The organism is Ovoidimarina sediminis (assembly GCF_032586175.1).
Lineage (GTDB): Bacteria > Pseudomonadota > Alphaproteobacteria > Rhodobacterales > Rhodobacteraceae > Ovoidimarina > Ovoidimarina sediminis.
In genome coordinates this window covers 1-21,793 of the sequence record NZ_JAWHTE010000003.1, presented here as the reverse complement: position 1 = coordinate 21,793, position 21,793 = coordinate 1, and the positions used below count along the sequence as shown (strand labels likewise).

Here is a 21,793-nt window from a genome sequence, read left to right as displayed (position 1 = left end):
GGGACCTCTCGCCAAACGCCCGCCGCGCGGGCGCCACCGTTGCCGCGCCGCATCACCACCGGACTCGTCGATTTTGCGGGATGACGATTTTGTAACCGATCCTTGCTAGACCGGTGTGCACCCGGGGGGGAACTGCGACGAGGAGACAGGTCATGTCGCACGATCCCGTTGGAGCCGAAGGTTCCGAAGATCGCGAAACCGCGGGGCCGGTCCGCGCGCGGTTCTTGCGCGTCGTGGCCGAACTTTTCGCAGGTATCGCGATCTGCGCCGCGCTTGTCGCGATGGTGGATGGCTTCGGGCCCTGACACCGGCCTACACCCGCTCAATGATCTTCTCCCCGAACAGCCCCTGCGGCCGGAACAACAGCACCACAAGCGCCAGCACATAGGCGAACCATGCCTCGGTCGACCCGCCGAGAAGCGGCTGGCCCCAGTAGATTTCGAACAGCTTCTCGAGCAGCCCGATCATCAGCCCGCCGACGATGGCGCCGGTGATGGATTCGAGGCCGCCCAGCATCAGGACCGGCAGCGCCTTCAGCGCGATGATCTCGAGCGCGAAGCTGACGCCGGCGCGCGAGCCCCAGGCGATCCCGGTCATCAGTGCGATGATGCCCGCGAGGAACCAGACCAGAACCCAGATCGTGGTGAGCGAGATGCCGACCGAAAGGGCGGCGGTGTGATCGTCGCCCAGGGCCCGGATCGCGCGGCCCATCTTCGACTTGTTGAGGAACAGAAGCAGCGCGCAGACCATCACGATCGCGCCGATCACCACAGTGATGTCGCGGGCTTCGAGCAGCAGGAAGCCATTCCAGGGGTTGAGTTCGATCGAGCCGTCGGGAATGCCGAGTTCATCGGCGATCATCTGCTTGTTCTCGCCGCCGAAAATCGTTTCGCCCGATCCGACGAGGAACAGCGTGATGCCGATTGTCGCCATGAAGAGGATTATGTCGGGCTGGCCAACCAGTGGCCGCAGGACGACCCGCTCCACCACCACCGCAAGCAGGAACATCACCAGAAGCGTGCCCGCGAAGGCGAGCCAGGCGGGCAGGCCCATGGCGTGGAGCCCGACAAGGGTGAGCGCCGCGAAGACGACCATGATGCCTTGCGCGAAGTTGAAGATCCGGCTGGAGCGGAAGATGAGGACGAAGCCGAGGGCAATGAGCGCGTAGAGCACCCCCGAAACCAGCCCCTCCCACAGCACCTGCAACAGGAAATCCGGCGCGGCGATCATATCCGCGAAAGGATCGACGAAGATCTTTCTTAACGTCTCCAAATCAGACCTCCGGTGTACGGGTTGTGTACGCGGTGTGTACGGCTGGTGCGGCCCGGGGCGGCAGGACGCCGCGGTAACGGTTTATGGTGCGGCCGTTGCGCGTTTCCGCCCGCCGGGCGTTGCACCTCAGTCATGCGCCACCCCCAGATAGGCGTCGATCACCTCGGGGTTGGTGCGCACCTCGTCGGGCGTGCCGTCGCCGATCTTCTTGCCGTAATCCATCACGACGACCCGGTCGGAGATATCCATCACCACGCCCATGTCATGTTCGATCAGCGCGATCGTGGTGCCGAATTCGTCGTTCACGTCGAGGATGAAGCGGCTCATGTCCTCCTTCTCCTCGACATTCATGCCCGCCATGGGTTCGTCGAGCAGCAGAAGCTTCGGCTCGGCGGCCAGCGCACGGCCCAGTTCCACCCGCTTCTGAAGCCCGTAAGGGAGCTTCCCCACGGGTGTCTTGCGGATGTGCTGGATCTCGAGAAAATCAATGATTTTCTCGACTTGTTCGCGATGGGCGACCTCTTCACGCTCGGCCTTCCCCCACCAGAGCGCCTGAGAGAGGAGGCCCGCATGCATCATCGTGTTCCGGCCCGCCATGATGTTGTCGAGCGTCGACATGCCCTTGAAGAGCGCGATGTTCTGGAAGGTGCGCGCGATGCCCTGGCGGGCGACCTCGTAGGGCTTCATCGGCGGGCGGCGTTCGCCCCGGAACCAGATTTCGCCCTCCTGCGGGCGGTAGAAGCCGTTGATGACATTGAGCATCGAGGATTTGCCGGCGCCGTTCGGCCCGATGATCGCCCGGATTTCGCCCTCGCGGATGTCGAAGGAAATATCCTGGATCGCCGTAACCCCGCCGAAGCGCAGGGTGATATTGCGCATCTCCATGACGACGGGGCCGATCTGGCGGCCGTCGGGTGTGGTGTAGCCGTCAGCGGACATCTCGTTCATTCCGCCGCCTCCAGGGGCTTGGCCTCGACCGGCACGACGCGCGCGTCGCGGATCGTGAGCGTGGCGGAGATCGCGCCTTTCCGGCCGTCCTCGTAGGTGACTTCGGTCGTGGTGTGGATGCTCTCCGACCCGTCGTAAAGCGCCCCGATCAGATCGGCGAATTTCTCTTCGATGATCCGGCGGCGGACCTTGCGGGTGCGGGTCAGTTCCCCGTCATCGGCGTCGAGTTCCTTGTGGAGGACGAGGAAGCGGTGCACCTGGCAGCCCGCGAGCATCGGATCTTCGGCGAGCGAGGCGTTCACCTCTTCCACATGATGCTGAATCATGTCCAGCACCTGGGCGTTCCCGGCAAGTTCCTGGTAGGAGCCGTAGGAGACGTTGTTGCGTTCCGCCCAGTTCCCCACCGCCGTCAGATCGATATTGATGAAGGCGCAGCACCGGTCGCGGCCGCCGCCGAAGATCACGGCTTCGAGGATGTTGGGGTAGAATTTGAGTTTGTTTTCAACGTATTTGGGGGCGAATAGGCTGCCGTCGGCCATCTTGCCCACATCCTTGGCGCGGTCGATGATGCGCAAATGCCCGGTGCCTTCCTCGAAGAAGCCCGCATCGCCCGTGGCGACCCAGCCTTCGGCATCCTTGGTGTCGGCGGTGCTTTCGGGGTTCTTGTAATATTCGACGAAGGAGCCGGGCGAGCGGTAGAACACCTCCCCCGTCTCGCCGATCTTCACCTCCACCCCCGGCGACGGCACGCCCACGGTGTCGGCCCTGACTTCGCCGTCGGGCTGCTGGGTGATGAAGACGCTGGCCTCTGTCTGGCCATAAAGCTGTTTGAGGTTGATCCCGAGCTTGCGCCAGAATTCGAAGATTTCGGGCCCGATCGCCTCGCCCGCCGTATAGGCCACGCGGACCTTCGCCATGCCGGCGCGGTTGCGGAGCGGGCCGTAGACCAGAAGATCGCCCACGCGGTACTTGACCCGGTCCCAGAACCCCACGGGCTTCCCATCCATCAGCTTCGGGCCGACGACGCGGGCGTGTTCCATGAAATAATCGAACATCTTCTTCTTGAGGGTGCCCGCATCCTCCATCCGGATCAGCAGAAGCGTGATGCGCTGTTCGAAATAGCGCGGCGGTGCGAAGAAATAGGTCGGGCCGATTTCGTGCAGGTTTTCATACATCGTCTCGGCGCTTTCGGGGCAGTTCACGCAGAAGCCGCACCAGAAGGCCTGGCCCATCGAGAAGATGAAATCGCCGACCCAGGCCATGGGCAGGTAGGCGAGGATGCTTTCCTGTTCGGTGAGGTGATCGAATTCGGCGGAGGATTTCGACGCCTCGATGATGTTGCGGTTCGACAGCACCACGCCTTTCGGGCGCCCGGTGGTGCCGGAGGTGTAGAGCATCACGCAGGTGCTGTCATAGGTCAGCGCGGCGGTGCGGCGCGCGAGTTCGGCGTCGAACCGGTCATGGGCGGCGCGGCCGGTGTTCTGAAGATCGGCGATCGCGTTCATGCGGGAATGATCGTATTTCCGCATCCCGCGGCGGTCGTGATAGAGGATGTGCTCGATATGGCCGACGCGCTCCTGGATCTCGAGCACCTTGTCGACCTGTTCCTGATCCTCGGCCACGATGAAGCGCGCGCCGCAATGTTCGAGGACATAGGCCATCTCTTCGGCCACGGCATCCTGGTAGAGCGGCACGGGGATCGCGCCCACAGATTGCGCGGCGACCATCGACCAGTAGAGCGCGGGGCGATTCGAGCCGATGACGGCCACGTGATCGCCTTCCGCCACGCCGATCTCGAGAAGGCCGAGCGCAAGGGCGCGCACCTCCTCGGCGGTTTGCGCCCAGGTCCAGCTTTGCCAGATCCCGTATTCCTTTTCGCGATAGGCGGGACGATCCGCAAAAACCCGGGCATTCCGCGCCAGGAGGGCGGGAATCGAGGTCAGGCCGTCCGGTCCGGCGCTCTGTGCCACCAATACGGTTCCTCCCTATGTGCGGTCTTCGCCGCAGTCATAAAACCGTTCGCGTCCGAGCATAGTGCGGATGACGGCCGGGAGGTCAAACAATTTTTTGAACGAGTGTTCAGTTCGGCGGCGGGGGCCCCTTCATTTTGGCGAAAATACTCCGGGGAGTCCCGGGCGGAGGCCCGGGACGGGGCGGAGCCCCGGAAGGTTACTCCGCCGCGATGCTGTCATCCGCCGCGGGTTCGACCCGGACGGCGCAATACTTGAATTCCGGGATCTTGCCGAAGGGATCGAGCGCGGGGTTCGTCAGCACGTTGGCGGCCGCTTCCACATAGGCAAACGGCATGAAGACCATGTCTTCGGACACCGCCCGGTCGGCGCGCGCCTTTGCGGTGATCGAGCCGCGCCGCGTGGTGAGCGTCACCCGGTCGCCCGGCTTCAGCTCCATCTTCCGCAGGGTGCGGGGATGGAGCGCGCAGGTCGCTTCAGGTTCGAGCGCGTCGAGCACGCTGGAGCGCCGGGTCATCGAACCCGTGTGCCAGTGTTCGAGCTGCCGGCCCGTGGTCAGCACCATCGGGAAGCGTTCGTCCGGCACCTCCGCGGGCGGCGTGACGCGGGCCGGGGTGAACTTCGCGCGGCCCGCCCGGCGCGGGAAACCGTCGCCGAAGACGACGGCCTGGCCCGGATCCTCGTTCGAAAGCGAGGGATAGGTGACGGCGCTTTCGGCCTCGAGCCGTTTCCAGGTGATGTGGTGCAGCGAGCGCATCGACATCTTCATCTCGTCGAACACCCGGCGCGGATCGTCGTAATCCCAGTCGAGCCCGACCCGGTTCGCGATATCGACGATGACGCGCCAGTCCTCGCGCGCCTCGCCCGGTGGATTGACGGCCTTCCGCGCCACCTGGACCTGGCGGTTGGTGTTCGTGACCGTGCCGGATTTCTCGGGGAAGGCCGAGGCGGGCAGGATCACGTCGGCATACATCGCCGTTTCGGTGAGGAAGATATCCTGCACCACGAGGTGATCGAGATGGGCGAGCGCCTTGCGCGCATGTTCCACGTCGGGATCCGACATGGCGGGGTTTTCGCCGAGGATGTACATCCCCCGGATCTCGCCGCGATAGACCCGGTCCATGATCTCGACCACGGTGAGGCCGGGTTTTTCGTCGATCTGCGTGCCGCCCCAGATGTGGCGGAAAAGCTCGCGCACTTCCGGATCGGTGACCGACTGGTAATCGGGCAGAACCTGCGGGATCAGCCCCGCATCGGAGGCGCCCTGCACGTTGTTCTGGCCGCGAAGCGGGTGGAGCCCGGAGCCCGGGCGCCCGATCTGGCCGCAGAGGAGTGCCAGCGAAATCAGGCAGCGCGCGTTGTCGGTGCCGTGGATGTGCTGCGACACGCCCATGCCCCAGAAGATCATCGCCGCCTTCGCATCGGCATAGGCGCGGGCGACGGTGCGGATCGTTTCCGCCGGGATGCCGCAATGGGGCTCCATGCGTTCGGGGGTGAATGCGCGGATATGTTCGCGGAATTCGAAGAAGCCTTCGGTGAAGCCCTCGATATAGTTCCGGTCGTAGCGCTTTTCCTCGACGATCACGTTCATGATCGCGTTCAGGAGCGACACGTCGCTGCCCGGCTTGAACTGCAGCATGTGGCTGGCGTGGCGCTTCAGCGCCTGGCCGCGCGGATCCATCACGATGAGCGTGCCGCCGCGCTTGGCGAATTGCTTGAAGAAGGTCGCGGCGACGGGGTGGTTTTCGGTCGGGTTCGAGCCGATGACGATGGCGAGATCGGCGTTCTCGATCTCGTTGAAGGTGGCCGTCACCGCGCCGGAGCCGACGTTTTCCATCAGCGCCGCGACCGAGGAGGCGTGGCAGAGCCGCGTGCAGTGATCGACGTTGTTGTGGCCGAAGCCCTGGCGGATCAGCTTCTGGAAGAGATAGGCCTCTTCGTTGGTGCATTTGGCCGAGCCGAAGCCCGCGACGGATTTGCCGCCGTAGAAGGAGCGGAGATCGGCGAGCCCGTGGGCGGCGGCGTCGAGCGCCTCGTCCCAGGTTGCCTCGCGGAAATGCGTCCAGGGGTTGGCCGGGTCGACGTTCAGCCCCTTTTCGGGCGCGTCCTCGCGCCGGATGAGCGGCTTCGTCAGCCGGTGGGGGTGGTGGATGTAGTCGAACCCGAAGCGGCCCTTGACGCAGAGCCGGCCTTCATTCGCGGGGCCGTTGATGCCTTCGACATACTTGACCTTGCCGTCCTTCACCTTGACCGAAACCTGGCAGCCGACTCCGCAGAACGGGCAGAGGCTTTCGACCTCGCTGTCGAAATCGGCGCGGTCGCCCACCTGGTTGTCGTCGACCACGGAAGCGGGCATCAGCGCGCCGGTCGGGCAGGCCTGGACGCATTCGCCGCAGGCCACGCAGGTGGAGGCGCCCATCGGATCGTCCATGTCGAAGACGGGGTAGGCGTCGTGGCCGCGCCCCGCCATTCCGATCACGTCGTTGACCTGAACCTCGCGGCAGGCGCGGACGCAGAGGTTGCACTGGATACAGGCATCGAGATTGACGCGCATCGCCACGTGGCTGTCGTCGAGAAGGGGGATGCGGCCCTCTTCGAGCTTCGGAAAACGGCTGGCCTCGACACCCTGGGCCGCGGCCATGTCCCAGAAATGCGCCGATTTGTCGTGCGCGGCGTCCTGCGGCGGCTGATCGGCCACGAGCATTTCCATGACCATGCGGCGGGCCTGGGTTTCGCGCGGTTCGGACGTGGTGACGACCATGCCGTCCGCCGGCGTGCGGATGCAGGAGGCGGCCAGCGTCCGCTCGCCGTCGATCGCGACCATGCAGGCCCGGCAGTTGCCGTCGGAGCGGTAGCCCGGCGCATCCTTGTGGCAGAGATGGGGAATGAGGGTGCCTTCGCGCTTGGCGACTTCCCATATGGTTTCGCCCGCGCGCGCCTCGACCTCCTGGCCGTCGAGCGTGAACCGGATCGTATCTGACATCGCTGGGCACCTCACTTGCGTCAGGCCAAGGTTAGAGCATGGCTGATTTGCGCGGAAGGGGCGGCGCGCGACGCCCCTTGATCCGATTGCGGCAGAGCGGCGTCGCGCAGGGTTGTTCCGCTGCCGGTCTGGGGGTAGGTCGGGCCCATGGGCGAAGTGATCCTGGTCCGCCACGGCCAAGCCAATTCAGATGCGCAGGACGAAGAGAGCTATGACAAGCTGTCTGACCTCGGCCATGTGCAGGCCGCGTGGCTGGGCGCGTGGTTCCGCGACCATGGGGAGCGGTTCGACCGGGTGATCTGCGGCAGCCTCAGGCGGCATCGCGAGACCGCCATGTCGATGGGCTTCGACGACGCGGGCATGACTGTCGATTCGCGGTTCGACGAGCTGGATTACTTCAACCTTGCCCATGCGCTGCACGAGACCCACGGCATTCCGCTTCCGGGACCTGCGGAGTTCGCGGCCCATGCGCCTGCGGTGATGGAGGCCTGGCACCGGGCCGAGATCATGGGGCAGGAAAGCTTCGCAGCCTTCGAGGGCCGGGTGACGGAGGCGCTTCTGGAGGCGGGCGAGGAAGGCCGCCGGGTCTTGTGCATCACCTCGGGCGGGGTGATCGGGATGGTGGTGCGGCACCTTCTGAGGCTTGATCCGACGCGGATGGCGCATGTGCTTCTGCCGATCCGGAACAGTTCGATCCACCGGGTGGAGATCCGGAACGGGCAGATGCTGTTGCAGGGGTTCAACGCGACGCCGCACCTGGATACGCCCGACAGGGCGCATGCGCGGACGACGTATTAGGGCAGGTGCGTCCTAGCGGTCGCGGAAGTGATCTTCGGCATCGGTGACGTCGATGCCGAGGGCCTCGAGGCCCGATTCGAGATAATCCGACAGTTCGGGGATGCCCGAGAGGTAATCTTCGGTGGGGGCCGTCGCCTCGGCGCGGGCGGTGGCCAGCGCCTCGTCCCAGTCGTCGGCGTCGAAGCTGTCGCGGCCGACCCACATGATCGCGACGAGATTTGCGGCCTCGTCCTCGTTCAGGCCCGAGATGTAATCGCGGAGATGCCCGCTTTCCGGCCCGTATTCGCGGGCGAGAAAGATCACGCGGACGACCTTGTTGGTGCTGATCTCTGGCATGGCGTGGTCTTCCCGTTCGTTGCGTTCGCGCCGGGCCAGTCAAGCGCGGCTGGCCGGGCTTGGCAAGCGCCGATCAGCCGCCTTTGCCCAGGGTGCGGTAATAGGCCCAGTCGGGAAGGAACTGGCTGAGCCGGAACATCAGGCTGAAGGCGGTGGGGAAGCTTTTCTTGAAGCGGTCGGTGCGCATGTGATCGACGTATTCGCGGGCGGCGTCGCCCGGCTCCATGATGAACGGCATGGTGAAGTCGTTCTTGTCGGTGAGCCGCGTCTTGATGAAGCCCGGGTTGATCAGCTGGACATCGACGCCGGTGCCGCGCAATTCGGCGTGAAGCGCCTCGGCCATGTACATGCAGCCGGCTTTGGAGGAGCCGTAGCCAATGGCGGTGGCGAGGCCCCGGAAGCCAGAGAGGGAGCCGGTGATCACGATATGGCCCGCACCGCGTTCGACCATGCCGGGCAGGACGGCGCTGACCGCGCGCATGCAGCCGGTGTAGTTGATGTCGGCCATCATCTCGGCCTTGTCCGGTTCCCATTCGGTGGCGGGCATCGGCCAGTAGACCCCGGCGAGGTAGACCATGCCGTCGAGTTCGCCCGCCGCATTCGCCGCGTCCCGAGCGCCGGCGCTGTCGCTGACATCGACGGGGAGCGGGGTGGCGGCGGGGCCGATTTCGGCGGCGAGTTCTTTCAGGCGGTCTTCGCTTCGGGCCGAGACGATCACCTCGGCGCCCGCATCGGCGAGCCGGGTGGCAACCGCGCGCCCGAGCCCTTCGGAGGCCCCGATCAGCCAGTAGCGTTTTCCGGTGAAGCGTCTCACGGCGCCTCCACGCGGCGCATGGTGGCGACGAGTTCGGCCACCTTGATGCCGGCCTTGCGGAATTGGCTTCGGTTGATGATCGTGCCGTTGTCGACGAGATACATCCAGTCGACCGCGTCGAGCACGTGGCCGCCCGACGCCTCGGGCAGGCAGATCTTGTACTTGAGCTGGACGCTTGCGCCCGATTGCTGGCCGGTGCCGGTGCCGACCACGTCGTCGGCCTCGGCCCTGATCGAGCCGTCATTGCCCAGCGTCAGGCGCCAGGCGCGATCCTGCGTGTCGCCGCTGTCGTAGCGGAAGCGTTCGGTCATCACGCCCACGTTGCCGTCCCAGCTGGCGTGCATGTCGGCAGTAAAGCGGGACGAGACCTTGCCCGTCGGCCCGTAGATCACGCCTTCGCAGAGGATCGGGCCCTTGAGGTGTTCGCGAAGTTCGAATTCCGGGCCGGTGCCCGCGAAGTCTTCAGGTGTCTGGCCGAGGAAATCGGCATAGGTGCGGCGGGCCCAGGCGAGGGCGCCGACGGCGGCGGCGCCGAGGAGGAAGTAAAGAAGGCCTTCCATGTCAGGTCTCCTTGATTGGGGTCGCGGCGAGGAGTGCGATCGCGACGAGTTTCAGCGCGCAGGGAACGAGCGCGTAGAGGATCGAAAGGGTGGCGAGGGCGCGGTCGCTGTTCTCGGCCCCGGACTGGAAGCCGACCGCGTCGAGGAGCGGCAGGAGGGTGACGGCCGCGAAGGCCAGCGTGAATTTCGAGACGAAGGACCAGAGGCCGAACGCCTCGCCCGCGTCGGGGGCGACGCGGGCCATGCGGCGGGCGAAGATCGCGGGCAGAAGCGTCATGTCGGCCCCAAGCGCCGCGCCCGAGAGCACGCAGATCACGCCGAAGGCGAGGGTGTCGCCCGCGCCGAGCGTGGCGGCCCAGCCGAAGGAGAGGATGGCGAGGACCATGCCGGCGAGGAGTGCGGTTTTCGCGCCGAAGCGCCCGGCGGCCCAGGACCAAGCCGGGGCGGAGAGCGCTGCGGCGAGGAAGAAGAGGAGGAGAAGCGGCCCTTCGGCGCCCGCGGCCGCGAGGCGGCTTTCGACGAAGAAGAGAAAGAGCGTGGAGGTGACCGCGACGGGCGTCGCGTTCAGAAGCGCGATCAGGAGGAGGCGGCGGGCGAGCCCGTCGGCGAGGATCGGGCGCATGCCCGCGCTCGGCGCGGTGGAGGCGGCGCGCCATTCGCGCCACATCGCGGCGGTGCCGAGGATCACGAGGCCGAGGAACCCCGCGGCGAAAAGCGCGAAGGGCGAGGTGGAGGCCCCGGCGAGAAGCGTGGGCGCGATGGCCGCGCCGCAGACGCCCAGCAGCGCCCCGGTTTCGCGCCAGCCCGCAAGCCGGGTATGGCCATTCGGCCCGAGCCGGCCGGCGGTGCGGACGCCCTGGGCGTAAAAGCAGATGGTGAGGAAGCTGAAGGCGGTGAAAAGCCCCGTGAGCGTGATCCCGAACCAGAGGAGCGGGGCGACGGGGGGCGTGACCGCGAAAAGCCCGTACATGGAGAGGGCGAGGAGAACCGCGCCGCCCGCCACGGCGATCTGGCGCTGGGCGCGGGCGGCCTCTGACACCCAGCCCAGGATCGGATCCTGCACGAAATCGAAGAGCCGGAGCCCGAAGAGCACCGCGCCGAGGGCCGCGAGGCTGACGCCGTATTCGTCGACGTAGAATTTCGGCGCGTGGATGTAGATCGGCAGCCCCGCGCATGCGAGCATGGCCGCGAAGAGCGCGTAGCCGGGCAGGAAGGGCTTCGCGTTCGTCACCGCGACACTTCCTCTGCCGGGGGCGTGGGGCGGGTGTTGAAGGCCGCGCCCTTCCACCAGAGCTTCAGCGCCTGCCAGTGGATCAGCCCGAGAACCCGGCGGGAGCCGAAGGGCCGGGCGAGGCAGGCGCGGAGGATGCCCGTATTGGTCAGCGGCTCGCGCCGCCCGGTGAGGGTGGCGAGGAGGCCGCCATTCCCGGCGGTGTAATCGATCCAGATCCCGATCCGGTCGTCGCGGATGTCGAAACGGAAGGTGTAGCCGCCCTCGACCGCCTGGAAGGGGGAGACGTAGAAGATTTTCGTCGCCTGAAGCGTGCCGTGGCGGGTGATGGGCCGCAGATCGTCGTGGTGGCAGAGGTAGGAATGGCGATCGCCATAGGTGTTCGTGACCTCGGGGATCACGACGCGGAGCGCGCCGCCCCTGTCGTGGACGAGCCAGAAGCTGACCGGGTTGAAGACGTGGCCGAGAACCCGGGGCTGGGCAAGAAGGAGGATCTGGCCGTTCGCCGCGCCGTCGAGCCCGTGCGCCTTCAGGACATCGCGCACCCAGGCGGCGCCGCGCCCGTCGCCGGGCGCACCGCCATGGTCGCTGTCATGAAGCGAGGTCAGGTTGCGGCCGTTCCGCGAGAAGAGTGCGGGCGTGGGCACCCCGGCCTCGGGATCGAGGCAGAGGTAATCCACGCCGTAGCGGAACGCGTTTTCGAGCGCGCCCTTCCGGCCATGGAATGTCTGGCCGCGGATATGTTCGACGCGTCCCGTCATTCGGCGGCGATCGGGAGAACCTGTTCGGTGCGCATCGCTTCGGCCACGTCGACCGCGGAGGCAAGCCCGTCTTCATGAAAACCGTTCTTCATCCAGGCGCCGCAGAACCAGGTTCGGTTCATCCCGTTGATGGCGCGCACGGTTTCCTGGGCCGCCAGGGCCGCGGTGTCGTAGACGGGGTGGCGGAAGGTCGTCTGGTCGTAGATCGTCTCTTCCCGGATCGCCCGGGTGGCGTTCAGGGTGACGAAGAGGGGATCCGACGTCGGGATCGGCTGCAGCGAATTCATCCAGTAGGTGAGGCCGATCCGGCCCGGCACCTCGCCCCGGCCCGAGGAATAGACCCAGCTTGACCAGCAGCTTCTGCGGCGGGGCATCATGCCGGTGTCGCGATGCAGCACCGCCTCGTTCGGCTGGTAGCGGATGAACGACAGCGCGAGCCGTTCGACGCCCGTGGCGTCTGAGAGAAGCCGCAGCGTGTCGTCGGAATGGGTGGCGAAGACAACCTCGTCGAAGCCTTCCCACTCGCCGCCGTCGGCCTTCACCTCGACGCCGAGGCCGGTGCGGCGGACGGCATTCACCGCCGCGCCCGCGCGGATATCGACGCCGCGGGAGAAGAGCCGCGCCGCGAGGCGATCGACGTAGCTGCGCGAGCCGCCCCTGACCGTGAACCACTGGTGCTGGTCGGAATAGTTGAGGAGCGCGTGATTTTCGAAGAAGCGCACCATCGCCTCGGCCGGGAAATCGAGGATCTTGTCGGTGGGGGTGGACCAGATCGCACCCGAGAAGGGGGCGATGTAATGGGTGCGGAACCAGTCGCCGAGCCCGAGCTTGTGGCTGAGTTCGCCGATCGTCATCGAAGGATCGGTGGCCGCCGTCCGAGCGTTCGCGTTGAAATGGACGATGTCGCGGATCATGCGCAGGAATTGCGGTCTTACGAGGTTTCGCTTCTGGGCGAAGATCGTCTTAATGTCGGCAAGCCCGTATTCGATGCGCCCGCCGTCGATGGAGGCGCCGAAGCTCATCTTGCTGGGGGCGGTTTCGACGCCCAGTTCCTCGAACAGCCGCACGAGATTTGGGTAGTTCACGCGATTGAAGACGATGAAGCCGGTATCCACGGGCTGATCGCCCCGGATCCCCGCCGTTATCGTGCGGGCATGGCCGCCAAGCCGGCCTTCGGCCTCGAAGAGAACAACGTGATTGCCATCTGCGAGAAGGTGTGCGGCACCGAGGCCCGATATGCCCGCGCCGATCACGGCGATGCGTCTTGCCGCATCGCGGCCTGTCTCGAACGGCATGTATATTCTCCTGCCCCAGCGTGGTCTTAATTAAGGTACGGTTCACCGCGTAAACCGGATTAGGAAAAAAAAGAGAAACTTCCTGTGATCCGGTCCCGGGCCGCCGCCGTATACCCGGTATGTTGACCAATGCTGCCGTCAGCGAAGAAGTGGATGCACCCCATGCGCATGTTGCCTATGGTGCCGCCACGCAGGCGCGAAAGAGCGCGCCGCCGAGAGGACAGCAGATGGTCGCCGACACAGGGGAATCGGATTGGGTCGCAGTGATGCGGCGAATCCGGGATGACCGGGATCAGGAGGCGTTTGCCGACCTGTTCCGGTACTACGCCCCCCGCGTGAAGGCGTATCTGATGAGAGGCGGGGCGAACGAAAGCCTTGCCGAGGAATGTATGCAGGAGGCCATGGCCACGGTCTGGCGCAAGGTGGAGTTGTTCGATCCGTCGCGGGCGAGCGTGACGACATGGATCTTCACCATCGCGAGAAACCGGCGGATCGACGTGATCCGCAAGGAAAGGCGGCCGGAGCCCGAGGATCTTCCCTGGGGCCCGGAGGCGGAGCCCGACCAGGAGGATGTGGTCGCGCTGCAACAGGAGAGCGAGAGATTGGCGGAGGCCCTCGGGTCGTTGCCGGAGAAACAGAGACTTTTGATCGAGCAGGCCTACTTCGGAGACCTGAGCCACAGCGAGATTGCCGCGAAGACCGGCCTGCCCCTGGGGACGATCAAATCGAGAATTAGACTGGCGCTGGACCGCCTTCGCCACGCGATGAAGTGAGACCGAGAGATGAGCAAGATCAATCACCACCTGACGGACGAGATGCTGTTGTCGTATTCGGCCGGCAGCCTTGCGGAGGCGTTCAGTCTTGTCGTGGCGACCCATGTGTCGATGTGCGACGAGTGCCGGGCGCGGCTTGATGCGTTCGACGCCGTGGGCGGTTCGGTTCTGAACGATTGCGGCGAGGCGGTTGTCGGCGCGGACAGCCTTGATGCGACGCTGGCGCGGATCACCGCCGGCGAGGACAGGCTTCCGGCGCGCAAGACGAAGGCGGATGCGGTGTTTCCCGCGCCCCTGGCCGAATATGTGGATGGCGATCTTGACGCGGTGAAGTGGACGCGTGTGGGCGGCGGCGTGCGCCAGGCGATCCTGCCGACCTCGAAGGGGGCCACGGTGCGGCTTCTGCACATTCCCGCCGGCACCGCCGTACCGGATCACGGGCATAACGGGGCCGAGATGACGCTGGTTCTGAAGGGCGCGTTCCGCGACGAGTTCGACCGGTTCGGCCCGGGCGACGTGGAAGTGGCGAACGAGGATCTTCATCACACGCCAGTGGCGGAAGAGGGCGAGGATTGCATCTGCCTTGCGGCGACCGACGCGCCGCTTCGGTTCAACGCCATCCTGCCGCGGATCGCGCAGCGGTTCGTCCGGATCTGAGGAAGAGATTTGGCCGGGGCGGTTGCCCCGAGTAGAAGGCCCGGGCCGGTGACGCGCCCGGGCCTTTTTCATGGGGTCGTCTCTAGGGGGCCGTTCGGGCGGCGGCGAGGGCGTTCAAGACGTCGTCTTTCAGGGCCGCGCGTTCTTCGGGGCTGAGGAAGGCGCCCAGTTCCACCTCGCGCCCCGCCCCCTTGAGGGTGAGGTAGTTTTCCACCGGTTTGTCGCCGGGGTGGAGGTGGACCGAGACCCAGTAGGGGTTCGCTTCCCAGCGCTTCGTGCCCTTGCGCGGGTCTTCGCGCACAAGCTCCATCCTGTCGTGCGAGATCGTGAGCGTTTCCCTGAGCGCGGCGTCGCGCCTGTTGCGGTTGATCGCGGCCCAGAGCCCCCAGAGCGCCGCCCCGAAGAAGGGCAGGAGGCCCCAGAGGATCGGTGTGCCGAGGACCGACAGAAGCGGGACCGCGATGAAAAGGAGCGTGACGCTCATGAAGGCCACGAACCCCCCCGGCGTCATCGACTGATGCGGGGTGAGCGTGAGGGTGCGGGGATCCTGCGTATCGCTCCAGCGGTAGGGCATGGGCGGCAAGCTATCGCACCGGGCGGCGGCGTAAACGGGCGGAATGCCGCGGGCCAGGCTCAGCGGCCCCGGAGGCGGGAGATCAGCGTCAGGAGGATGCCGAGGATGAGCGCCGTGATCATCAGGACCGAGAGGCCCGCGGCCACGGTAACGGCCGTGTTCAGGCGTTCGAAGTAGAGCGCGAGGGCGAAGGTATCGGCGGTGGGGAGCGATACGAGGCCGGAGACGACCGCGCCGGCATGGGTGGCGAAGACGAGCGCGATCTGGAGGATCCAGGCCACGGCGCGCCATGCCCCGTGATCGAGCTGTCGGGTGAGAAGACCCAGCACGAGGAGGGTGAGCGCCGTGCCGAGAGCGACCTGCACGTGGCTGACGACGTAATAGGTGTCGTGGAGTGCCGAGCCTTGCGGGGCGATGCGGGGGAGAATGTCGGACAGGGGCACCGCCGTCAGCGCCCATTCCACGCAGGCAACGATGGCCCAGGCGAGGCCGGAGACAAGGAGGATGCGCGAGGGCGTGCCGTCCCGCGCCGCGATGGCGGGCAGGAGGATCAGGAAGAGGGGCGCGGCGAGCGAGAGCATCGTGGGCCTCTGTCGGAAAAGAGACGGGCCCCCGCAGGGGTGCGGGGGCCCGGTTCCATCAGCCGTGGCGCGGGGTTAGTGCGCGTGGCCTTTGTCCCAGTCTTCACGCTTGGGCAGGATCTCGAACGTGTGCTCCGGCGGCGGAGACGGCACGGTCCATTCCAGCGTGTCGGCGTATTCGTTCCAGTAGTTCGCTTCGGTCACCCGCGCGCCGCGGGTCAGCGTGTACCAGATCACGCCGATGAAGAAGAGGAACGAGCCGAAGGCGATGAAAGCGCCGATCGAGGAAATCCAGTTCCAGTAGGCGAAGGCCTCCGGATAGTCGATGTAGCGGCGCGGCATGCCCTGGCGGCCCAGGAAGTGCTGCGGGAAGAAGGTGAGGTTCGAGCCGATGAACATCGTCCAGAAGTGCACCTTGCCCGCCCATTCCGGATACTGCCGCCCCGACATCTTGCCGATGTAGAAGTAGATGCCCGCGAAGATGCAGAACACCGCGCCGAGCGACATCACGTAGTGGAAGTGCGCCACGACATAGTAGGTGTCGTGATAGGCGCGGTCGACGCCGGCCTGGCTGAGCACGATGCCCGTCACACCGCCCACGGTGAAGAGGAAGAGGAAGCCGAAGGCCCAGAGCATGGGCGTGCGGAATTCCACCGAGCCGCCCCACATCGTCGCGATCCAGGAGAAGATCTTGATGCCCGTGGGCACCGCGATGACCATGGTCGCGAGCATGAAGTAGGTTTGCTGCGTCAGCGACATCCCCACCGTGTACATGTGGTGCGCCCAGACGACGAAGCCCAGAGCACCGATCGCGATCAGCGCCAGCACCATCGGCAGGTAGCCGAAGATCGGCTTGCGCGAGAAGGTTGCGATCACGTGGGAGATGATGCCGAAGCCCGGCAGGATGATGATGTAGACTTCCGGGTGCCCGAAGAACCAGAGGATATGCTGGTAGAGGATCGGGTCGCCGCCGCCCGCGGGATCGAAGAAGGTCGTCCCGAAGTTGCGGTCGGTCAGAAGCATGGTGATCGCGCCCGCGAGCACCGGCAGGGCCAGAAGAATCAGCCAGGCGGTGACGAAGATCGACCAGGAGAAGAGCGGCACCTTGAAGAGCGTCATGCCCGGTGCGCGCATGTTAAGGAAGGTCGTGATCATGTTGATCGCGCCGAGGATCGACGAGGCGCCCGAGACGTGGACCGCGAAGATCGCGAGATCCATCGAATAGCCGCCTTCCGAGGTCGACAGCGGCGGGTAGAGCACCCAGCCCACGCCCGAACCGAGTTGATCGTTGCCGCCCGGGGAGAGCACGCTGGCCACCGCAAGCGAGGTGCCCGCGACGTAAAGCCAGTAGCTGAGGTTGTTCAGGCGCGGGAACGCCATGTCCGGCGCGCCGATCTGCAGCGGCATGAAATAGTTGCCGAAACCGCCGAAGAGCGCCGGAATCACCACGAAGAACATCATCAGGATGCCGTGTGCGGTGATCAGAACGTTCCAGAGATGGCCGTTCGGCGTTTCACAAGTGCCGTCGGCGAACATGCGCGCGCCTTCGAGGCACATGTACTGAACGCCGGGGTTCATCAGCTCCATCCGCATGTAGACGGTGAAGGCGACGGCGATGAAGCCCACGATCGCGGAAGTGAAGAGGTAGAGGATGCCGATGTCTTTGTGGTTGGTCGACATGAACCAGCGGGTGAAGAACCCCCGCTCGTCGTGACCCTCGTGCCCGTGTACGGCGGCGTCTGCCATGCGATACTCCTGATTGGCTACGACGGGGGTGACTCGCGAACCCCCGCGTTATTTTGAATGTGTTCTAAAGGGCATGGCCGGGAGCGGCAACACGTTCTGCGCCGGGTTCAGCGGGTAAAAATGTCTCAGGGGGCGGAGGCAATAATAAAAGGCCCCGGCAAACGCCGGGGGCTCCCCACACACCCTAGCACCTTTGAAAGCTGCTGGTTCCCCCCCGGAAACCGAACTCCATTCTTGTGTTAAGGCTAGTATAAGCTGTTATGCCACTCGTGTCACAGCGGCATAAGGCCCGGGAAAGGGATGCTATCCATGGTGGTCGTCGCGTCATCGGCGACCGGCGCGGTGGTGTTCCGCGTCGCGAGGGTCGTGGTGTCTGCACATCCTGCAACGGTTGCGGTCACGATAATCACGGCGATCAATCTGGTCATGGTTCAGCCCCTTTTGTTTGCGATCCCGGCCTCTCGTGCTGTTGCGGTGAGGGCCCTGGGCTCGCCGATAATCAGACGCTAGACCGAATCATTGTTGCGATCTGTGAAACGCAGCACAGAGCCCGGATTTTTCCGTTTTTCGGGGACGGCGCCGGTGCCGCGGCGACGGAGAACGCGGCGCCACACTTATATATATAGTGACGGTATGTATCGTGAGCGGGGCTGCGGCCCGGAGAGACCGGGCCGCAGCGATGTGCGTCAGGCCGACCAGTTGAAGCGGACGTCGTAGCCTTCGGGGACCGGGGGCTCTTCGAGGAAGGCGCCCATCTCGGCCCAGAGCGCCTTTACCTTGTCGGCGTTCGCCTCCGAGATCTCCTGCGACTCGACGATCGAAATCACGTAGCCCGTTCCGTCGTCGTTGCCGACATTCAGGAACTGGATCATGCCCGGCAGGCCCATTATCTTGGGCTTGAGTTGCTCGTTCATCGCCGTGGCCCCGTCCATCGCGCCCGGCTTCATCTTGTACTTCGTCACCCGTGCGTACATTTCACTGTCCCTCGTCTTGTTGGAATCGCCGGCTTGTGGTGCCGGCCGGGGCCCAGTGTAGCACGGAATGACCGGCCCATTTCCGGGCTGCGGGAGGACGCGACTCGCGGTGCCCGGCAACAGGCGGCGCGGCGCGCCCGGCGGCTGTTGACAGCCCATCCGACTCCTTCTATACGGCGCCCACTTCGGCACCCGGTTCGAGATTTCCGGCTGTCGGCATACAGGAATGAAGAGGTCAAGATCCGGCCCTTGGGCCCGATCCTCTGGAGACCCACCGCGCAGCACCCGGAAGCGGGCGCGTGCCGCGGGTTTTTTGACGTTCCGGCGGACGCGCCGGGCCGTCGCAAGACGAAACCGGGGCGCGGGTGCCCCACGAGACGATGACGATTGAGCACGGGGACTGAAACCGAATGCCAACGATCCAGCAGCTGATCCGCAAGCCGCGGCAGCCGAAAGTGAAACGCTCGAAGTCGCTGCACCTGGAGGGATGCCCCCAGAAGCGCGGTGTCTGCACGCGTGTTTATACAACGACGCCGAAGAAGCCGAACTCGGCCATGCGGAAGGTTGCCAAGGTGCGCCTGACGAACGGTTACGAGGTGATCAGCTATATCCCCGGTGAAAGCCACAACCTTCAGGAGCACTCGGTTGTCCTGATCCGTGGCGGCCGGGTGAAGGACCTTCCCGGTGTCCGCTATCACATCCTGCGCGGTGTTCTCGACACGCAGGGCGTCAAAGACCGCAAGCAGCGCCGCTCGAAATACGGCGCCAAGCGTCCGAAGTAAGAGGATCAACAGATGTCCCGCCGTCACGCCGCCGAAAAGCGCGAAGTCCTGCCCGACGCCAAGTTTGGCGACCGGGTGCTGACCAAATTCATGAACAACCTGATGATCGACGGCAAGAAGTCGGTCGCAGAGCGCATCGTGTACTCCGCGTTCGATCGCGTCGAGGAAAAGCTCAAGCGCGCTCCCGTCGAGGTCTTCCACGAGGCCCTCGACAACATCAAGCCGTCGGTCGAGGTTCGCTCCCGCCGGGTTGGTGGTGCGACCTACCAGGTGCCCGTCGAGGTGCGCCCCGAGCGCCGTGAGGCCCTGGCGATCCGCTGGCTGATCACCGCCTCGCGCAACCGCAACGAGAACACTATGGAAGAACGCCTCGCCGGCGAACTCCTCGATGCCGTGAACGGCCGGGGCACCGCTGTGAAGAAGCGCGAAGACACCCACAAGATGGCCGACGCCAACAAGGCGTTCAGCCATTACCGCTGGTAATTCAGACTTACGAGGCTAGAGCCCAATGGCACGCGATTATCCCCTCGAGCGCTACCGCAACTTCGGCATCATGGCGCATATCGACGCCGGCAAGACGACGACGTCGGAGCGGATCCTGTACTACACCGGAAAGTCCCACAAGATCGGCGAAGTCCATGACGGCGCCGCGACGATGGACTGGATGGAGCAGGAGCAGGAACGCGGGATCACCATCACGTCGGCTGCGACCACCACCTTCTGGGAGCGCACCGAGGACGGATCCAACCCGCAGACGCCGAAGCACCGCTTCAACATCATCGACACTCCCGGCCACGTGGATTTCACCATCGAGGTCGAGCGGTCGCTGGCCGTTCTTGACGGTGCGGTCGCGGTGCTGGACGCCAACGCGGGCGTCGAGCCCCAGACGGAAACCGTCTGGCGCCAGGCCGACCGCTACAAGGTGCCGCGCATCGTGTTCGTCAACAAGATGGACAAGATCGGTGCCGACTTCTTCAACTGCGTCCGCATGATCAAGGACCGCACCGGCGCCGAGCCGCTGCCGATCCAGATCCCGATCGGTGCCGAGGACCAGCTTGAAGGCATCGTCGACCTGATCACGATGGAAGAATGGACCTGGAAGGGCGAGGACCTGGGCGCGACCTGGACCCGTCAGGAGGTTCGTGACGACCTGAAGGCGACTGCCGAGGAATGGCGCTCGAAGATGATCGAGCTGGCCGTCGAGCAGGATGACGACGCGATGATGGCCTATCTCGAAGGGGAAGAGCCGGATCAGGAAACCCTGCGGAAGCTGATCCGCAAGGGCGTTCTGTCGCTCAGCTTCGTGCCGGTCACCTGTGGTTCGGCCTTCAAGAACAAGGGCGTGCAGCCGCTTCTGAACGCCGTGATCGACTATCTTCCGTCGCCGCTGGACGTGCCTGCCTATATGGGCTTTTCGCCGGATGACGAAACCGAAGAGCGCAACATCGCGCGCTCGGCCGATGACGACCAGCCGTTCGCCGGCCTGGCGTTCAAGATCATGAACGACCCGTTCGTGGGCTCGCTGACCTTCACCCGGATCTATTCGGGCACGATGAAGAAGGGCGACAACCTGATGAACACCACGAAGGGCAAGCGGGAACGCATCGGGCGCATGATGATGATGCACTCGAACAACCGCGAAGAGATCGAAGAGGCATTTGCGGGCGACATCATCGCGCTGGCCGGTCTGAAGGACACGACCACGGGCGACACGCTGTCGGACGCGCAGAAGCAGGTCGTTCTCGAAACGATGACCTTCCCCGATCCGGTGATCGAGATCGCCGTCGAGCCGAAGACGAAGGCCGACCAGGAGAAGATGTCTGCCGGTCTGCAGCGCCTGGCCGCCGAAGACCCGTCGTTCCGCGTCGAAACCGACCTCGAGTCGGGCCAGACGATCATGAAGGGCATGGGCGAACTTCACCTCGACATCCTGGTCGACCGTCTGAAGCGGGAGTTCAAGGTCGAGGCGAATATCGGTGCGCCGCAGGTGGCCTATCGCGAGACGATCTCGAAGCAGGTGAACCACACCTACACCCACAAGAAGCAGTCGGGCGGTTCGGGCCAGTTCGCGGAAGTGGTGCTCGAGATCTCGCCGACCGAAGCGGGCGAAGGCTATTCCTTCGAAAGCCGGATCGTCGGCGGCGCGGTTCCGAAGGAATACGTGCCGGGCGTCGAGAAGGGCATCAAGTCGGTCATGGACTCCGGTCCGCTCGCCGGCTTCCCGGTCATCGACTTCAAGGTCGCGCTGCTGGACGGCAAGTTCCACGACGTGGACTCGAGCGTTCTGGCGTTCGAGATCGCGGCCCGGATGTGCATGCGCGAAGGCATGAAGAAAGCCGGCGCGAAGCTTCTGGAACCGATCATGAAGGTCGAGGTGGTGACGCCCGAGGAATACACCGGCAACATCATCGGTGACCTGACCTCGCGGCGCGGCATGGTGCAGGGCCAGGACAGCCGCGGCAACGCGAACGTAATCAACGCGATGGTGCCGCTGGCGAACATGTTCGGCTACGTGTCCAACCTGCGCTCGATGTCTTCGGGCCGCGCGCAGTTCACGATGCAGTTCGACCACTACGAACCGGTTCCACAGAACATCAGCGAAGAGATCCAAGCGAAGTACGCGTAAGCGACCGCCCGAACGAGACAAACAGGAGGCCAAGACCATGGCGAAGGAAAAGTTTGAACGCAACAAACCGCATGTGAACATCGGCACGATCGGCCATGTTGACCACGGCAAG

At 65.0% G+C, this 21,793-nt stretch carries 22 protein-coding genes; 7 read left to right on the top strand and 15 right to left on the bottom strand.

What is annotated here, in order from left to right; all coding sequences use genetic code 11:
* Positions 1–152 precede the first annotated feature (152 nt).
* Positions 153–305, top strand: a complete 153-nt coding sequence (locus RXV90_RS04620; protein ID WP_316647195.1) for a hypothetical protein — start codon at positions 153–155, stop codon at positions 303–305.
* Positions 306–312: 7 nt separating this feature from the next.
* On the opposite strand, the gene RXV90_RS04615 is transcribed toward RXV90_RS04620, so the two are convergent.
* From RXV90_RS04615 to fdhF, 4 genes are all read right to left on the bottom strand, one after another.
* Complete coding sequence (locus RXV90_RS04615; protein ID WP_316647593.1) at positions 313–1,230, bottom strand: branched-chain amino acid ABC transporter permease; 918 nt, start codon at positions 1,228–1,230, stop codon at positions 313–315.
* A 168-nt stretch (positions 1,231–1,398) separates the two neighbouring features.
* Positions 1,399–2,220 carry an ABC transporter ATP-binding protein gene (locus RXV90_RS04610; protein ID WP_316647193.1) on the bottom strand — a complete coding sequence of 274 codons (822 nt, stop codon included), beginning with the start codon at positions 2,218–2,220 and terminating at the stop codon, positions 1,399–1,401.
* On the bottom strand, positions 2,217–4,193 hold the full coding sequence (locus tag RXV90_RS04605) for an AMP-binding protein (RefSeq protein WP_316647191.1): 1,977 nt from the start codon (positions 4,191–4,193) through the stop codon (positions 2,217–2,219). The genes RXV90_RS04610 and RXV90_RS04605 overlap by 4 nt, the downstream gene beginning before the upstream one ends.
* Positions 4,194–4,389: 196 nt before the next feature.
* Positions 4,390–7,173: a formate dehydrogenase subunit alpha gene (gene fdhF, locus RXV90_RS04600; protein ID WP_316647190.1), complete on the bottom strand. Its 2,784-nt coding sequence runs from the start codon at positions 7,171–7,173 to the stop codon at positions 4,390–4,392.
* A gap of 147 nt (positions 7,174–7,320) precedes the next feature.
* On the opposite strand from fdhF, the gene RXV90_RS04595 reads away from it, so the two are divergent.
* A complete protein-coding gene (locus RXV90_RS04595) occupies positions 7,321–7,971 on the top strand; it encodes a histidine phosphatase family protein (RefSeq protein WP_316647189.1) in 651 nt (216 codons plus the stop codon).
* A gap of 12 nt (positions 7,972–7,983) precedes the next feature.
* Here RXV90_RS04595 and RXV90_RS04590 read toward each other — a convergent pair whose 3' ends face one another.
* The 6 genes from RXV90_RS04590 to RXV90_RS04565 all read right to left on the bottom strand — a co-directional run bounded on the left by RXV90_RS04590 (position 7,984) and on the right by RXV90_RS04565 (position 12,968).
* Complete coding sequence (locus RXV90_RS04590; protein WP_316647188.1) at positions 7,984–8,307, bottom strand: DUF3775 domain-containing protein; 324 nt, start codon at positions 8,305–8,307, stop codon at positions 7,984–7,986.
* Positions 8,308–8,380: 73 nt separating this feature from the next.
* Entirely contained in the window at positions 8,381–9,121 is a 741-nt protein-coding gene (locus tag RXV90_RS04585) for an SDR family NAD(P)-dependent oxidoreductase (protein WP_316647187.1), read from the bottom strand.
* Complete coding sequence (locus RXV90_RS04580) at positions 9,118–9,681, bottom strand: DUF3833 domain-containing protein (protein ID WP_316647186.1); 564 nt, start codon at positions 9,679–9,681, stop codon at positions 9,118–9,120. Before RXV90_RS04580 ends, RXV90_RS04585 begins: the two co-directional genes overlap by 4 nt.
* A gap of 1 nt (position 9,682) precedes the next feature.
* Positions 9,683–10,912 (bottom strand): MFS transporter, encoded by a 1,230-nt coding sequence (locus RXV90_RS04575; RefSeq protein ID WP_316647185.1) that lies wholly within the window; start codon positions 10,910–10,912, stop codon positions 9,683–9,685.
* Positions 10,909–11,673: a DUF1365 domain-containing protein gene (locus RXV90_RS04570; protein WP_316647184.1), complete on the bottom strand. Its 765-nt coding sequence runs from the start codon at positions 11,671–11,673 to the stop codon at positions 10,909–10,911. Before RXV90_RS04570 ends, RXV90_RS04575 begins: the two co-directional genes overlap by 4 nt.
* On the bottom strand, positions 11,670–12,968 hold the full coding sequence (locus RXV90_RS04565; protein ID WP_316647183.1) for an NAD(P)/FAD-dependent oxidoreductase: 1,299 nt from the start codon (positions 12,966–12,968) through the stop codon (positions 11,670–11,672). Before RXV90_RS04565 ends, RXV90_RS04570 begins: the two co-directional genes overlap by 4 nt.
* A 227-nt stretch (positions 12,969–13,195) precedes the next feature.
* On the opposite strand from RXV90_RS04565, the gene RXV90_RS04560 reads away from it, so the two are divergent.
* Together RXV90_RS04560 and RXV90_RS04555 are read left to right on the top strand one after the other, a co-directional pair.
* A complete protein-coding gene (locus tag RXV90_RS04560; protein WP_316647182.1) occupies positions 13,196–13,741 on the top strand; it encodes a sigma-70 family RNA polymerase sigma factor in 546 nt (181 codons plus the stop codon).
* 9 nt (positions 13,742–13,750) lie between these two features.
* A complete protein-coding gene (locus RXV90_RS04555) occupies positions 13,751–14,398 on the top strand; it encodes a ChrR family anti-sigma-E factor (protein WP_316647181.1) in 648 nt (215 codons plus the stop codon).
* Between the two features lie 82 nt (positions 14,399–14,480).
* On the opposite strand, the gene RXV90_RS04550 is transcribed toward RXV90_RS04555, so the two are convergent.
* The 5 genes from RXV90_RS04550 to RXV90_RS04530 all read right to left on the bottom strand — a co-directional run bounded on the left by RXV90_RS04550 (position 14,481) and on the right by RXV90_RS04530 (position 18,273).
* Complete coding sequence (locus RXV90_RS04550) at positions 14,481–14,972, bottom strand: DUF2244 domain-containing protein (protein ID WP_316647180.1); 492 nt, start codon at positions 14,970–14,972, stop codon at positions 14,481–14,483.
* Between the two features lie 59 nt (positions 14,973–15,031).
* Positions 15,032–15,553 carry a hypothetical protein gene (locus tag RXV90_RS04545; protein ID WP_316647179.1) on the bottom strand — a complete coding sequence of 174 codons (522 nt, stop codon included), beginning with the start codon at positions 15,551–15,553 and terminating at the stop codon, positions 15,032–15,034.
* 75 nt (positions 15,554–15,628) lie between these two features.
* Entirely contained in the window at positions 15,629–17,299 is a 1,671-nt protein-coding gene (gene ctaD, locus RXV90_RS04540; protein WP_316647178.1) for a cytochrome c oxidase subunit I, read from the bottom strand.
* Between the two features lie 272 nt (positions 17,300–17,571).
* Complete coding sequence (locus RXV90_RS04535; protein WP_316647177.1) at positions 17,572–17,727, bottom strand: hypothetical protein; 156 nt, start codon at positions 17,725–17,727, stop codon at positions 17,572–17,574.
* Positions 17,728–17,985: 258 nt separating this feature from the next.
* The gene (locus tag RXV90_RS04530) at positions 17,986–18,273 is read right to left on the bottom strand and encodes a hypothetical protein (RefSeq protein ID WP_316647176.1); all 288 of its coding nucleotides are present in this window, start codon (positions 18,271–18,273) and stop codon (positions 17,986–17,988) included.
* A 410-nt stretch (positions 18,274–18,683) separates the two neighbouring features.
* Between RXV90_RS04530 and rpsL the strand changes: the two genes are divergently transcribed.
* The 3 genes from rpsL to fusA are packed head-to-tail and all read left to right on the top strand — an operon-like array spanning position 18,684 to position 21,681.
* Positions 18,684–19,055, top strand: a complete 372-nt coding sequence (gene rpsL / locus RXV90_RS04525; protein ID WP_036175706.1) for a 30S ribosomal protein S12 — start codon at positions 18,684–18,686, stop codon at positions 19,053–19,055.
* Positions 19,056–19,067: 12 nt separating this feature from the next.
* Positions 19,068–19,538 (top strand): 30S ribosomal protein S7, encoded by a 471-nt coding sequence (rpsG, locus tag RXV90_RS04520; protein ID WP_316647175.1) that lies wholly within the window; start codon positions 19,068–19,070, stop codon positions 19,536–19,538.
* A 25-nt stretch (positions 19,539–19,563) separates the two neighbouring features.
* Positions 19,564–21,681, top strand: coding sequence for an elongation factor G (fusA, locus tag RXV90_RS04515; protein WP_316647174.1), 2,118 nt, complete (start codon positions 19,564–19,566; stop codon positions 21,679–21,681).
* The last annotated feature ends 112 nt before the right edge of the window (positions 21,682–21,793 follow it).

What these genes read in the sequence shown, in the direction of transcription:
- RXV90_RS04620 (WP_316647195.1), top strand. Translation starts at nt 153, where the DNA reads ATGTCGCACGATCCCGTTGGAGCCGAAGGTTCCGAAGATCGCGAAACC.
- fdhF (WP_316647190.1), bottom strand. Translation starts at nt 7,173, where the DNA reads ATGTCAGATACGATCCGGTTCACGCTCGACGGCCAGGAGGTCGAGGCG.
- fusA (WP_316647174.1), top strand. Translation starts at nt 19,564, where the DNA reads ATGGCACGCGATTATCCCCTCGAGCGCTACCGCAACTTCGGCATCATG.
- RXV90_RS04545 (WP_316647179.1), bottom strand. Translation starts at nt 15,553, where the DNA reads ATGCTCTCGCTCGCCGCGCCCCTCTTCCTGATCCTCCTGCCCGCCATC.
- rpsL (WP_036175706.1), top strand. Translation starts at nt 18,684, where the DNA reads ATGCCAACGATCCAGCAGCTGATCCGCAAGCCGCGGCAGCCGAAAGTG.
- RXV90_RS04555 (WP_316647181.1), top strand. Translation starts at nt 13,751, where the DNA reads ATGAGCAAGATCAATCACCACCTGACGGACGAGATGCTGTTGTCGTAT.
- RXV90_RS04595 (WP_316647189.1), top strand. Translation starts at nt 7,321, where the DNA reads ATGGGCGAAGTGATCCTGGTCCGCCACGGCCAAGCCAATTCAGATGCG.
- ctaD (WP_316647178.1), bottom strand. Translation starts at nt 17,299, where the DNA reads ATGGCAGACGCCGCCGTACACGGGCACGAGGGTCACGACGAGCGGGGG.
- RXV90_RS04550 (WP_316647180.1), bottom strand. Translation starts at nt 14,972, where the DNA reads ATGCCCTACCGCTGGAGCGATACGCAGGATCCCCGCACCCTCACGCTC.
- RXV90_RS04610 (WP_316647193.1), bottom strand. Translation starts at nt 2,220, where the DNA reads ATGAACGAGATGTCCGCTGACGGCTACACCACACCCGACGGCCGCCAG.
- RXV90_RS04615 (WP_316647593.1), bottom strand. Translation starts at nt 1,230, where the DNA reads ATGATCGCCGCGCCGGATTTCCTGTTGCAGGTGCTGTGGGAGGGGCTG.
- rpsG (WP_316647175.1), top strand. Translation starts at nt 19,068, where the DNA reads ATGTCCCGCCGTCACGCCGCCGAAAAGCGCGAAGTCCTGCCCGACGCC.
- RXV90_RS04570 (WP_316647184.1), bottom strand. Translation starts at nt 11,673, where the DNA reads ATGACGGGACGCGTCGAACATATCCGCGGCCAGACATTCCATGGCCGG.
- RXV90_RS04535 (WP_316647177.1), bottom strand. Translation starts at nt 17,727, where the DNA reads ATGACCAGATTGATCGCCGTGATTATCGTGACCGCAACCGTTGCAGGA.
- RXV90_RS04580 (WP_316647186.1), bottom strand. Translation starts at nt 9,681, where the DNA reads ATGGAAGGCCTTCTTTACTTCCTCCTCGGCGCCGCCGCCGTCGGCGCC.
- RXV90_RS04530 (WP_316647176.1), bottom strand. Translation starts at nt 18,273, where the DNA reads ATGTACGCACGGGTGACGAAGTACAAGATGAAGCCGGGCGCGATGGAC.
- RXV90_RS04590 (WP_316647188.1), bottom strand. Translation starts at nt 8,307, where the DNA reads ATGCCAGAGATCAGCACCAACAAGGTCGTCCGCGTGATCTTTCTCGCC.
- RXV90_RS04560 (WP_316647182.1), top strand. Translation starts at nt 13,196, where the DNA reads ATGGTCGCCGACACAGGGGAATCGGATTGGGTCGCAGTGATGCGGCGA.
- RXV90_RS04565 (WP_316647183.1), bottom strand. Translation starts at nt 12,968, where the DNA reads ATGCCGTTCGAGACAGGCCGCGATGCGGCAAGACGCATCGCCGTGATC.